The sequence below is a fragment of the Legionella lytica genome (genome assembly GCF_023921225.1).
Classification (GTDB): domain Bacteria; phylum Pseudomonadota; class Gammaproteobacteria; order Legionellales; family Legionellaceae; genus Legionella; species Legionella lytica.
Map to the genome: position 1 here is coordinate 2,703,681 of NZ_CP071527.1, position 13,649 is coordinate 2,717,329.

Genomic DNA, 13,649 nt, shown 5'->3' on the forward strand with positions numbered 1-13,649 from the left:
CCTATCTCCCTCCTGGTCACCGCAGGTAATGCGGGATAGGATAGAGCAAAATCCCCGTATTACGCCGCGCTAATACGGGCTACAATTCAACGATGTTTTAAGGTGTACTCATGCATTCACGATTCTTAGGTGGAGTTCTTTTAATTGTTGGAACCTCTATAGGAGGTGGCATGCTAGCCCTTCCTGTTGCCAATGCAGCTACTGGTTTTTGGCAGTCATCAGCTTTTCTATTCGTGTGTTGGGTTTTTATGACCTTAGGCGCATTTTTTATCCTTGAAGCTAACCTATACCTACCCAAAGGTAAAAATATGGTTTCTATGGCAGCAGCTACCTTAGGTAATTATGGTTTGCTCACAGCCTGGATAAGCTACCTATTTTTATTATATACCCTACTTTCAGCCTATATTTCTGGCGGAGCCGATGTATTAAATAGCTTACTAGCCAAAATTGGTTTGCATCTTAACGATTGGCAAGCCAGTTCCCTGTTTACCTTATTGTTTGGATTAATTGTTTATGGTGGCATTCGTTCTGTGGATTATGCCAATCGTGCCCTGATGTTTGGTAAATTAGCCGTTTACTTTTTATTAATTGCTCTTATCGCTCCTTACATTGACGTACAAAATTTCCACCACGGGAATATCCGTTATATTGGCGGTACAATTATGATTTTAATCACCTCATTTGGCTTTGCGATTATCGTCCCAAATCTTAGAGAGTACTTTGATGATGACATCAAACAGCTGAAAAAGGTCATTCTTATTGGTTCTTTAATCCCTTTATTTTGTTACTTAGCCTGGGATGCCGTAATTATGGGAGCTATTCCTGCTGAAGGGAGTCAAAATCTTGACAGCTTAATGCAAAATCCTCACACAACCAGTGCCTTAGCCTCATTATTATCCAACAGAGTCCAAAGCCCTACCATTAGTGCTTTATTTAATTTCTTTACCTCCATCTGCATGCTCACTGCATTTTTAGGGGTGTCGTTATGTTTATACAGCTTCCTCGCTGATGGCTTGAAATTACGTACCCATGGTCATCATGGTATTGGCTTGTTTTTATTAACCTTTATTCCTCCTTTATTAATCGTAATTTATTATCCTGGAGCCTATCTTCATGCCTTAGGTTATGCCGGTATTTTCTGTATTATCTTGCTACTATTTTTACCTGCATTAATGTGTTATTTTGGAAGAAAAAACCACAGTTCAACCTTTATTGTTCCTGGTGGTAAAATAACTCAGATTGCCGTGCTCCTCATTTCCATTTTACTTTTAGCGCATGAACTCTGGGGATTATTGGGGGGTTAAGTAGACCTGAAAAGGCCTAATATTGACTTTAACTGAAAAATAAAGTAGCATATTGCTCTATATTTGAACATTCTTTGGCGTATATCACATGACCAATTCAAAATTAATCGGTGGGATATTACTCATTGTAGGTACATCAATAGGCGGTGGAATGCTTGCGCTACCAGTATCTACAGCTGAAGTAGGTTTTACTAACTCTATTTTCTTCTTATTTTTCTGCTGGTTAGTCATGACTGCAGGCGCCCTTCTCGTTCTCGAAGTCAATCTACGCCTTCCTGCCGGTAGTAATATGATTTCTATGGCGAAATCAACCTTAGGTATGCCTGGACAAATTATTGCGTGGATTACCTACCTGTTTTTACTATACACCTTACTTTCTGCCTACATTTCTGGAGGCAGTGATGTATTTAATAATTTACTACATAAAGTAGGTATTAATTTACCCACAAGCCTTACCTCCATGCTATTCACTATACTTTTTAGTTTAATTGTGTATAAAGGGATTCGCTCTGTAGATTACGTCAATCGCGGATTAATGTTTGGAAAATTAGGAGTTTATGCCTTACTTGTAGTAATTATCAGTCCTCATGCATCCTCTGAAGGCTTAACGGGAGGTTCCGCGCGTGCATTCACCGGGACATTAATGATCTTAGTCACCTCTTTTGGTTATGCATCAATTATTCCCAGTTTAAGAGATTATTTTGGCGATGATATTCGCTCATTAAGACGAGTAATTCTTTTGGGCTCATTAATCCCCCTCGCCTGCTACATTATTTGGGATGCAGTAATCATGGGCGTGGTTTCTCGTGAAGGAGAAAATGGATTAATCGCACTAATGAGTTCAGAACATGCAACGAGTGGCTTAACAGAGGCCTTGAGCCAATCAGTACAAAGCCAATGGATTAGTGGATTTTTTGGATTTTTCACCTCAATCTGTATGCTTACCGCCTTTTTAGGAGTTTCCTTAGGATTATTTGATTTTCTCGCTGATGGCTTAAAACTAAAAAAATCAGGAAGCCAAGGAAAATACATCCTTGTTTTAACCTTTCTTCCCCCCTTAGCCGTAGTATTATTGAATCCAGGAATTTATTTGCATGCATTAAGTTATGCCGGAGTTTGCTGTGTAATTTTATTATTACTTTTACCCGCAATTATGGCGTGGAAAGGCCGAAAAACTTGTGTAATGGCTGCAGAAGGCCATCTTATCCCGGGTGGGAATTTGAGCTTAGCCTTAATCGGTTTTATTGCAACTGGATTGTTGATGATTGCACTTATGTATTAATAAAAATGAATTCGCAGCACTCATAACTCCCAGATTACACCGCGTTGCATCCAGGCTACATTCGATTGGTTCCTGGATAAAGAAAAGCCCACGATTCTGTGGGCTTTTCTTTATATTTCATTCAATGACTATTAATGAAATTTTCTTTTTTGGAAATCACGTACTAATTTCTTAGCTTCATCCATGGTATAGCCATAGTGCTTTTGCAATTTACCATAGATCTCTTCGTGGTTACCTTCGATTTTTTTGAGATCGTCATCAGTCAGCTTACCCCATACTTGTTTCATTTTGCCACTGACTTCTTTCCAAGTTCCTTCAAAAATATCCTTATTCATTAGAATTTCTCCTAAATTATATTTTTAAACTAGTGAAATAATTTTCGCTAGTGAACATAAATTTAGTAGACAATTAACCCAATTGCAAAAAAAATATTACAAAATAACCAAAATATGAATAAAATCACTTACTTAAAATGCTGATATTTTCATGACCGTTACAGGATGCTCTCTAAATTTATCTGTTCCAATGATTTCCCACCCTAAGGATTGATAATACTCAGGGATAGTGTGATCCAAGGCAAAAAGATACAGCGTAGTAAAACCAAATTTTTTTGCTTCTTGCTTGATAACTTCCACCAATTGGCGCGCAATACCCTGCCCTCGATATGCCTCATCAACCCCAAGCGAACCTAACCACGGTGTCAAATCAGGCCGAATACCATCGTTTTCACGTAAACTGCACATGCCAACCGCTTTGCCTTCGTGCAGGGCCACATAAGTCAACGGCATCGTATCCGAGTTTGCATGATCACGAAAGCGTTCTGCAGCCTGCTCTAAAGACACCTCTGGCAACCATATACGTCCTAATCCCTCATACCAAATTTTCGCTAAATCAGATAAAGTGTGTTGATGATTTTTAAATAGATCAATCGTTATCATATAGGTTCCTCCTGGATAAAAAATATTCGTTTCACTAGTCTAACAAGGTAAACCATTTTCTTGCAAATAGGTTCTCATATTGGCACTAAGCCTCATTCATGATAGAATAATATTTGTACATTAGGGGTGCCATGAGCAATCTGGCTGAGAGGATAAACCAACCCTTTGAACCTGATCTCATTCGTCTGAGCGGAGGAAAATGTGTCTCTTATTATGTGTTCTGGTATTGTTGCTTTTGTTACATCATTTATTGGTCTATTACCCCAAATTATAAAATCCATTAAAACAAAATCCACCCAAGATTTGTCGATGTTGATGCTAGTTAACTATCTGATTTGCTCCATAGCATGGATTATATATGGCAGTGGTACGAACTCCTTTTTCGTCATTAGCTCCAATATCGCGGGTTTATTGATTAGCCTCCTGCTGATTCTGTTAAAGAGACGCTATGATGTTCAACGCCCTTAATTTAGCTAGCTATCGCTCTATTTTATGCCTTAATGGTGAATTACCTGTATCTTCTTTTTTCATAGAAATGCAGCGGCCTATAATTGCCACCGACGGTGCGACAAATAGCCTGCATGAGTTGGGGATTCATCCCGAGGTAATCATCGGTGATTTGGATTCTGTTCTGCCTGAACTATTGGAAAGCCATTCTCACATACACCTCCCTGAGCAAAACAGCAATGATTATCAAAAGGCATTAGTGTACCTCAAGGAAAAAGACTTATTACCTGCGATTGTCGTTGGAGTTAATGGAGGCTACTTAGATCACATATTAAATAATATTAATATTTTTCTAGAAACAAATTGTCTTTTATATTCACCACCAATAACCGGTGTGGTGCTTAAGGAAAACATGCAATTAAATTGCATATTGCCCATACAAACCAAAATTTCATTAATGGGAATCCCACAAGCCACCCTCTCCTCGAAAGGATTACAATGGGAACTCAATGCCACTCATTTAAGTTTCCCAGGAACAAGCTCTTGCTTTAATCGGACTCAGGCAGCAGAAATTCATTTAGAAGTACATCAAGGAAATGTTCTGGTTCTCATTTATGAACAACAAATCAATGATGCAGGAATCTCGAGGTACCTACGGAAGCCCGATACCACACAAATGCCCCCCTTAAAATGACGTACTACGATTTGAAAAAGACTAAAATCAGGTCATTAAGGATTTTTATAAGAAGTATCCGAAACTATATCATTAGACGGAGCACCATCCTCATTAGTTTCAGGGGCTTTAGCAAAGAATCCACTAGCATTAGCCTTTCTTTTTTTAGCTACGAGTACATCTTTTGCTAATTCCTCCCCACTTTCTTTTCTCTTCGGCCGACGGGGAGCATCATCTAAATCAACCTGCTCCGCGCCCATTCGTTTTAGACCTGCGGACATTACTTGCGTTACTAAAGGCTGCTGCGGATTTTCATTTTCACCTAAATTATCTGCGCTAGACAATTGGAGAGCCGAAGAGGCTGCAGAGACTTCATCTAACTCCATAGGCTCCTGATATTGATACCAAGCCCCTTCCGGCAACTCGACATAAGAGGTGCTGGGTTCTACTATAGGGATGAAAGGAGAAATAGACGGCATTGTAGCCGCCTCATCACCGAACTCCTCACGAGGCTGGTCAGGAAAATAAATACCCAAATCTGACATCGAAAAAGAGTAGTTATAATTATTTTTCAAAATATCTTCAAAACGTGAGCGTCTGACTTGAAGAGAGCTCATTATTTTTTTTATTTCATATTGGTTCAAACCTGATTCTTCCGCAAGTTTTTGCAGTAAATCCCCTTCTAAATATATAATTTTCTTCATCATTTCTTCAATTTCCTGAGCATTATTAAGTAGTTCTTTAAGCTCAGGAATTTTATAACCAAGATTATTTAAAGGGGCTAATACTCCGGTAGTACTAAAACTGTCTAATTGAACGTCCTCATCGGAGCTATCTAATTCATCACTAGCCGCGGACAAATCCTTAAATAAATCACGAAAATAATAATCATTAATTCCTTCTGTGTGCCCATCTTTAAATGCTTGATAATTAATACCTCCAATAATCATGCGAAATGGATCATCTAGGACCTCTTCAAAGTGCCCAACATTAAAAGCAGCTACTTGATTAAATTGAAAACTATGCCCAGGATCAATTCTCACTGCAACTAAATCATAGGCTTTAGTATCTGCCCCCTTTGCAGGGACAAGGCCAATATTAGAACAATCCCAATCGATTTCGCCCAAATAATAACCAGCTATAATAATGGCAGAAAAGTTTTTAACCCGACTAAAAGGATAACTCCCCCCCTGATATTCAACACTAAGAAGAGAGTTTTGCGATAACTGGAAATCCGCAAATCCTTCTAGAAAATTACAGGCTCTTCCATCATCTGAAGTCAAATAATAATTAGGCTGATAGTCACCTAATAGTTTTTTAAAAATTTTTCCTGCAAACACCGCTAAAGCAGAGGAGCCAGAATTATGGTGCGTAATATGATATGAAGTACCTTCGCCATCTTGGAATTTGCCCTCTTCATTTATCTCTAGGCTAATTTCCTGGCCATTCTCTTTAATATACATAAAGACCTTTATTTCACCATTATGATAAAATCATAGCACACCTTCCCGTTGTGCAAAAAGAATCCGTTTAAAAACCTCATGGTTGAGTGGTCTCAACTGTGAAGCCCCAATGGATTGACTATATGCTGATTTTTATTGGTATTGGCCTGTTCTACGTGTATACTGGTAAATTCCTACCCGCTACATTAAATTATAATCAAGCGGTTGTTGGGTGAGTTTTCTCCTCTATAATTTTAAACCTATTAAGAAAGTAATATCTAAGAAATGCTCTGGAAAAAAATAGTTCGACATAAATATTTTATATTAGGTCTTGTTTTTTATTTCATTTTTATTGTGACCGAGACATCAAAGCCAAGCTTAACCCTTAGCTTATTTAAAAATAGTTTTCCGCTCTTCACATTGAATGAAAATTTTTTGACCATCATCTCAGAAACATTTATTAATGCTGCTGTAGTTCTTATCTTCTATTGTATTATTGACGTGCGGGCGAAGCTTTTGACTATTAGCTCAATTACGAGTGAATTAGACAATAATTACCATCAATTTAATAGTATCTTAATTAAGCGCATCGGGGATTTTCTAAGAAATCAAAGTACCGCTGAGGCAATAAGAATATCCAGCAAGATCAAGGAAGATACGGAAGGAATCGTTTACTCCAAATACCTTTTCTTCCAAAATGAAGCATCTCCAGAAATGCGGCAATTGATTAAAGAAAAGCTCAAAGAAGAACGCATTTTCATGGCATTTGAGTCTTCCGCATTAATTAATACTATTGATAAGCTCATCGGCCTAGAACATCTCTCCTTTGATAAAAAGAACATCCTTTCTAAAATCAAAAGGGATATTAGCTCTATTGAACCTGTAGGACCTATCAATGAAAGCTCCTGTCCGTTATTTGATCTGATATACAGCGATACGAAAAAAACAATTATGGATGATGCGGTAATGCTGATTATCAAAGAGCTTAATAATGACATTAATAGTTTGTAATCATAGGCGGTCCATGTTTGGGCCCATGGCCTTCAATTAAGTTTACATCAAAGAACAGCGACCACTTGGTGCATCACTATCCTTTTTCTTAGTTTCGTTCACCTCCTGCATAAATTCCTTCCCTCCTTCAGTCATATATAAGTTAGACGAAGATATTGCAGCTGTATAACGAGCAGAACTAACCGATGATTCAACTACTTTTAAACCAAAATTCAAAGCATTCAGTCCTCATACACTTTGATAAATTATTGTCAAGGACTGTTTTGACGCCCTCCCAAATAGAAAAAAAATTTTGTTCCAAAAGCAAAAAAAATACCCGGGAAGAATTGACTCAAGAGGTAATTGAACGAGGCGCTTTGACTTTAGTCGCCATTCAGCATGAAATCAGAGATGAGTCAGAGCCGGCAACAAAGAGGAAAAAACCTCTTTGGGGTGCTTTTTTTACCTCAGAAAATGGGAGCACATCGACCCGCAACGAAGAAGTCAATTTCAAAAGACTAAAGAAATTTGGAGTGATGCTGCCAAGGAGCTGCTTGGCGCCTAAAATCCGGCAAATCTACTTTTTTGAAAATTCAAAAATTTAGTTGACGGCGCCCTATAGGTAATAGGTCAAATCATTAGCGAATAAAAAAATATTGGTTAAAACCAACCATTTTAAGATGCTTCTATCCGGAGATTTGGATTTAAAATATATAGGTAAAATAAAAAAATTGAAAAAATGTGGACCAAAAATTCGACTTTTGCCGCGAGAAGCATTACCTGGCTGGAGGATATTTTCTTTTCTGCTTCAAGTCCTAAGAGACTGCTCCATATGATTAAAAAAAACACTAAAGAGAAGTTTAGATACTTGTTTTTGAGAAACTTTTTAAGCATTTAAAAACAGATGAAACATGAAGGAAAATGAGTGTAGCATAAAATGAATTTACTCTTCATTTAGTTATTAAAGCAAGTTTGTTATAATTTTCCTTTTTAAGAGTTTTTTCTCATGCAAAAATTTGTACGTACTGCGACGGTAGAAGATCTTGATTTTATTTACTCTTCTCTCCAAGAAGATTTAAATGAGCAAGGTGTTCTACATCGTTTTAGTTATTCAAAAGAAGACTTTAGGAAAGCTATATTTTGTGATAATCCTCTGGCTTTTTTTTAATATTAATAATGAATGAGCAGCTTGCTGGATTTGTAAATTATACAATGGATAATAGAAATTTTACTGTCAATTTTCCTTCAAAAAACCTTTATATTAATGACTTATATGTAAAGAAATCGTATCGTCGTATGAAAGGAGCTACTTTATTGATGGAAAAAATAAAGAAAATTGCAATTAAGAATGGTTGTGGCAGAATCGAATGGTTCGTATTGGCAGATAATACAGTGTCTCTCGCATTTTATCAAAAATACATGCAGGCAAAAATTATAAGTGACGGTCTACATTATATGCGTTTAGAGGTAAATCCTTCCACTAATGTGTAGTGCCCCCCAAATAAACCGGTCCACCTAGTTTTAAATTAACGACTAGGAATAGGACTAGTAATATGACTATAACAACAATAGAATGTAACGAAATAATTCACTCCAGTGGTAAGCGCAAACGTTGGACAGCTTACGAAAAACAACAAATAGTTCATGAAACCTACCAAACAGGCGTAACGGTATCCTTTATTGCTCGCAAACACGGTATTCCTCCCAGTCAACTATTTTACTGGCGGAAAATAATGGAGAATGGTGCATTGACCAGCGTTAAAACAGAAGAAGAAGTCATCCCTGAAAGCGAAGCCAAGGCGTTGAAAAAACGCATTAAGCAACTTGAGCAAATTCTTGGACAAAAGACATTGAAAAATGAGATTCTGCGTGAAGCAGTTAAGCTGGGTCGAGAAAAAAAACTGATCTCGCGACACCCCTTGTACGGGATAAGCGATTTCGAATGAGAGCAGTTGCTAGGACACTGCAGGTTTCTCGCTCTTTAGGCCTAGTAAAAAGCTACTTAAATTCTCTTTATACCAGTGTGATAACAACAACCAAGCCGGAAACGGTTACAAGGGTCTGGAGGGAAATTTCGTACCTTCCTGCAAAGTACCCCAACAAAATAAAGATTCCCCAACGGAGGCTTTTGCAATAAATATTATACTCCTGTGCAAGTAATATGACATTGTATAATATAATATTAACCTTGAGCGTTGAGGTTGCGTTTTTTCCACGTTCAGATAGTTGCCATAGAGGCACAACTATTGCGATGATCGGACAGTCATTATCACCAGGTAGACAGGCACATTAATTCACCGTTTTCTTTTCAAAAAAGCTTCTAATTCCACCAGATTTGCCAAATGATCCACATTGGATTCAAAAAACATCGATTCATGTGTTCCAGGAATCGCATGAACTGTGATCTTATGTTCAACAAAAGGCTCCCATCCGTTAAAAGGATCATCCGCTAAAACAAAAGCATCCCAAAGATCCTTTGCTTTAAATAACGTAATGTCGGAACGAATAGTAGGAAGTTCAAATGCTAATAGTAGTTTTTTCCTATACTCTTCTAGTTCTTGGAGGTGTTCACTCGTTTGTTGCCCTATCTCCACATTTTTGCTCAATAGTCCCATCGTATTGGACTTGATTAGCGAATCTGGGTATTTTGCCCATCCATCAAACAGTCCTAAAAACGTAACAGACTTGTTAGACCGCATTAACTGATTCGCCATCTCAACGGCAACGGTCGCACCAAAGGAAGCACCACCTAAACAATATTCCTCCCCTTGATATACTTTATCGATTTCTTCCAAATAGAATTGTGCCATCTCCGAAATTGAGGCAAATCGGCGCGAATGACCATTAATGCTCTGATCCTCTATCCCATAAACGGTGTACTTCCCATTTAATCGTTGGGCTAGTTGTTGATACCAAAAAATCGAGCCGCCTACCGGATGAACCAAAAATAAGGGCGTCTTATGAGGCCCCGATGATAATTTAATGACGCTTGAAGAAGCGTAAGCGTGCGTACTGTTATCTTCTGCAACCAATAAATCCAATTGATGAGCAAGCGAGATAATATCAGGGTACTCAAACAGCACAGAGAGAGGAATTGGTAATTTAAAATGGCTTTTTAAGGCTGAAATAATTTGTAAGGCTAACAGTGAATCGCCTCCGAGTTCAAAAAAATTATCCTCAAGATGAATCACTTGCGACAAAAATGCTTTTTGCCAAATCTCAAGGCAAATTCTTTGGGTATCATTGAGCTCTTGATTTGATAATTCAGGATTATACGCAAGCAGAATGCTGGCTTGCCGCTCCAATGTATCAAAATCTATTTTTTCATTTTCTTTTAAAGGAATAGAAGAAACAACACAAAACTCTTTTGGATGCATGTACGCAGGCAAATACAAAGCCAGAAATTCTTTAATCTGGTGCGTATTGATATTTTTGTCTTCGGAAACAATATACGCTCTCAAATACTTTTCTTTATGCCGTTCTTCTCGAATCACGACCACCGCTTGAAAGATAGCCTCATGCTTCATAAGTATTGACTCAATAGCAGGCAGTTCAATGCGATACCCCTGAATTTTAACTTGATGGTCGTTTCTACCAAAAAACTGTAAATGGCCTTTGGGTAGCCAGCTGGCTAAATCTCCAGTCTTATATAAAGTCTCCTCAAACTCATTAAACTTCATTTTAATAAACTTTTGCTCAGTTAATTCAGGCTTTCCAAGGTATCCTTCGGTGACTTGAGCCCCACCAATATATAATTCGCCCATCATTCCGATAGGGCATAAATTAAAATATTTATCCAATAAATAGCAGGTGCTATTGAATGCAGGCCGGCCAATAGGAACACTGGCCTCCGTTAAATCATTGAGCTCCGTCACACAATACGATGTTGCAGAAACGGTGGTTTCTGTAGGTCCATATTCATTGACTATTGTGCTGGTGGAGCATAAGGCTAACCATTGAGTCACTTCTTCTGTATGAACTACATCCGCGCCAAGCAATACATAACGCAAGTCACTTAACTGTTTTATGTCTTCAGGATAGTGTAACAATAATTCCAAATACCCTGGCGTCAACTCAGTATGCGTTATGGCGTATCGTTTCAGATGCTGCAAATACAATTTAGGATTTATTTTTTGCTGTTCATCACAAATAGCCAATGCACCGCCTACCAAAAGGGGTGCTAACGTGCAAGGCACGGATAAATCAAAGGCTAAGGAAGAAGAGAAATCGATAATCGAATCGGCTGTAAATCCATTACTTTGAGTAAACCAATGGCAATAGTTGATTACATTTTTTTGAGACACCATCACCCCTTTAGGTGTTCCTGTTGTTCCCGAGGTAAACATAATATAAGCCAGTGGATTATTCACCGATGGATTTTCGAGGTCTTGATTAAGCGTCAAAGAATTCTCATTGCGTGCCAACAATTCCTCTGCATTGTATAAATGCACGCTCTGTCCAAATTGATTCATTAAGGCAGGCATCTGGCTTTCTATAGTCATTAAATGAGTTAACTTCGACTCGTTAATGATCATCTCTATTTTAAGCAGAGGGTATCGAAGGTCGAGTGGAACATAAACACAACCCGCTTTAAGAATTCCCAAAATTAAAGCCAGCATGTTATGACTTCGCGGAATATAAATCCCAATTAAGGTTTGCTGAGGAAGATTAAGCGTACTAATAAAGGACGCTATTTTTTCACTTTGCTCCCACAAATGATGATAAGAAAACTCATAGTTATTTTCATAAATCGCAATGCGATCAGGATGGGTAATGACCTGGTGTTCAAATAGTTGAGTAATGGATGTTGAAGGTAATTCTTCCGTCTGCCCTACCCCCCAATCATTAAGGTGTTTACGCTCCATAGTCGTTAAAAAGCACATATTATGGATGGGTTGATTGGAGTTCTCATACATCCATTGAAGAATATTTTCCAAATGCTGCGGCATATTCGTTAAAATAGAAGACAAACCACCGCCCTGATGTTTTTTATTCAATCGATGATAAATTACTAATTCATTTTGCTCGTTAATTTCAAAATGAATGAGTGAGTTTGAAGGCACATCCTGTTCTTTTTTAGAAAGACCCAAGGTAATCACAAAGTCAATTTGTTTGGTTTCCAAGTCAGGATGACGCATGAAGATGTCAGTAAGGTAAGTTCCATGCGTTTTAATCTCATTAATCTGTTCAGTGAGTTTCTGCATCAACTGTTGGGGTGTGATTTCACTGCCAGATTCAAAGGTCAGAGGTAGTAAACTAGAAAAAATTCCACCACATAAGCCGAGCTCATTAAGTTCATCATCATTATAGAAAACAGTAAACGGCTCATAATTGTTCAAACGATACAAATAAATAAGGACACAAACCAATAACTGATAACGCACATTCTCCACAGCATAAGAATCGCTACACACCGAGCCCAATGGTTTGTATGTACTATTAGAATCAGTTGCCATTTTTGAAAATAAAGTATGCTCCTCTGCTCTTAGGAGTTGTTTGAGCCAAAACGGTTCTTCTTTTAAGCACTTCTTATATAAAGGATGGTAGTACTGTATTAGCGACCCATCAAAACAAGGAAGCATGGAGTTCACTCGCAAGTTAGCGCAACGCACTAGCTCATCCACTGATAATTGAACACCGTATAGGGTGTAAAAACCATTTAACAAAACAGAGCCACATTGAGTGGAAACCAATAATCCTTCAGGCATAATAGCCAGTAATTGGCCTCCGGTGCGTGCAATTCCTTCATCTTCAACTGGCTTCACCTCACGTACAACCACCGCATTACGCCCTAAGTATAATTTTAATAGCCCCATATTGTTATTGTAATGCCCAAAGGTCAGGGCGCGATTTGTCCGCTCGATATCACGTGCACGAGCAGTATTCCAATTAATGAAACCCAAATCAGGTACAACATGTGTTACGCCATAGTAACTACGCTGTTTCATATCTTGGGTTTGTCGCTGCACGGTGGACGTTTCAATCGCCTTAATCACCTGTTCAAACCCATTAATTGCTTCTTCAAAACATCTTAAATTAAGTGTAAGCGCAGTATCCTCATTAAATATAGGAACACGGCTTTGATGGATGATGCTTCCTGCATCAATTTCAACATTGAGCTCATGCCACGTGATTCCATGAGTTGATTCGTCATTAATTAAAGACCAGGTTGTGGCGTTAACACCCGCATAGGAAGGTAATAGAGAGTCATGATAATTAATCGCGCCCAACCGTGCGATGTCTAATTGTTTTTGCGTCAATATGGTGCTGTTAACAATACTAAACAAGTAATCAACACGATTATCGTCTGTAAGAATAAGCTCATCAAATGAGGTACACCACGCAATGTTGTTGTCTTCACACCAATACTGAATCGATTTAACAGGGGAAATTACCCATTTTATGTGGTGGCCTTTATCTAAAAGGAACTGACCGCACTGAATCAACAAACTATCCTCACCCATAAGAAGACAGCTTATACTCATATCCTACCCCTCTTTATTCTTAGTCTATAATTAATCTCAAAACGACCTCTATTATGCCCATGAATGCACAATAAACAAGCACTATGTG

The 13,649-nt window shown here is 38.1% G+C and carries 12 protein-coding genes and 1 riboswitch; of the genes, 8 read left to right on the plus strand and 4 right to left on the minus strand.

Annotated features, from left to right (window positions below):
* Positions 1–110: 110 nt before the first annotated feature.
* Positions 111–1,304 (plus strand): amino acid permease, encoded by a 1,194-nt coding sequence (locus J2N86_RS11910; protein WP_252579685.1) that lies wholly within the window; start codon positions 111–113, stop codon positions 1,302–1,304.
* An 88-nt stretch (positions 1,305–1,392) separates the two neighbouring features.
* Entirely contained in the window at positions 1,393–2,586 is a 1,194-nt protein-coding gene (locus tag J2N86_RS11915; RefSeq protein WP_252579686.1) for an amino acid permease, read from the plus strand.
* A gap of 131 nt (positions 2,587–2,717) precedes the next feature.
* Here J2N86_RS11915 and J2N86_RS11920 read toward each other — a convergent pair whose 3' ends face one another.
* Entirely contained in the window at positions 2,718–2,921 is a 204-nt protein-coding gene (locus J2N86_RS11920) for a CsbD family protein (RefSeq protein ID WP_252579687.1), read from the minus strand.
* Positions 2,922–3,053: 132 nt separating this feature from the next.
* Positions 3,054–3,524, minus strand: coding sequence for a GNAT family N-acetyltransferase (locus J2N86_RS11925; RefSeq protein ID WP_252579688.1), 471 nt, complete (start codon positions 3,522–3,524; stop codon positions 3,054–3,056).
* A 112-nt stretch (positions 3,525–3,636) separates the two neighbouring features.
* Positions 3,637–3,739: riboswitch (TPP riboswitch) on the plus strand.
* On the opposite strand from J2N86_RS11925, the gene J2N86_RS11930 reads away from it, so the two are divergent.
* On the plus strand, positions 3,738–3,992 hold the full coding sequence (locus tag J2N86_RS11930) for a SemiSWEET family sugar transporter (RefSeq protein ID WP_407658992.1): 255 nt from the start codon (positions 3,738–3,740) through the stop codon (positions 3,990–3,992). It overlaps the preceding riboswitch by 2 nt.
* Positions 3,973–4,665 carry a thiamine diphosphokinase gene (locus J2N86_RS11935; RefSeq protein WP_407658958.1) on the plus strand — a complete coding sequence of 231 codons (693 nt, stop codon included), beginning with the start codon at positions 3,973–3,975 and terminating at the stop codon, positions 4,663–4,665. Before J2N86_RS11930 ends, J2N86_RS11935 begins: the two co-directional genes overlap by 20 nt.
* A gap of 35 nt (positions 4,666–4,700) precedes the next feature.
* Here the strand turns inward: J2N86_RS11935 and J2N86_RS11940 are convergent, their stop codons facing one another.
* A complete protein-coding gene (locus J2N86_RS11940; RefSeq protein WP_252579690.1) occupies positions 4,701–6,107 on the minus strand; it encodes a hypothetical protein in 1,407 nt (468 codons plus the stop codon).
* Positions 6,108–6,521: 414 nt separating this feature from the next.
* Between J2N86_RS11940 and J2N86_RS11945 the strand changes: the two genes are divergently transcribed.
* The 4 genes from J2N86_RS11945 (at position 6,522) to J2N86_RS11960 (ending at position 9,022) form a co-directional block, all read left to right on the plus strand.
* A complete protein-coding gene (locus J2N86_RS11945) occupies positions 6,522–7,097 on the plus strand; it encodes a hypothetical protein (protein ID WP_252579691.1) in 576 nt (191 codons plus the stop codon).
* Positions 7,098–8,082: 985 nt separating this feature from the next.
* Complete coding sequence (locus J2N86_RS11950; RefSeq protein WP_252579692.1) at positions 8,083–8,244, plus strand: hypothetical protein; 162 nt, start codon at positions 8,083–8,085, stop codon at positions 8,242–8,244.
* Positions 8,245–8,252: 8 nt separating this feature from the next.
* Positions 8,253–8,567: a GNAT family N-acetyltransferase gene (locus J2N86_RS11955; RefSeq protein WP_252579693.1), complete on the plus strand. Its 315-nt coding sequence runs from the start codon at positions 8,253–8,255 to the stop codon at positions 8,565–8,567.
* Between the two features lie 62 nt (positions 8,568–8,629).
* Positions 8,630–9,022 carry a transposase gene (locus J2N86_RS11960; RefSeq protein WP_252579694.1) on the plus strand — a complete coding sequence of 131 codons (393 nt, stop codon included), beginning with the start codon at positions 8,630–8,632 and terminating at the stop codon, positions 9,020–9,022.
* A 348-nt stretch (positions 9,023–9,370) separates the two neighbouring features.
* Here the strand turns inward: J2N86_RS11960 and J2N86_RS11965 are convergent, their stop codons facing one another.
* The gene (locus tag J2N86_RS11965) at positions 9,371–13,561 is read right to left on the minus strand and encodes an amino acid adenylation domain-containing protein (RefSeq protein WP_252579695.1); all 4,191 of its coding nucleotides are present in this window, start codon (positions 13,559–13,561) and stop codon (positions 9,371–9,373) included.
* Positions 13,562–13,649 lie beyond the last annotated feature (88 nt).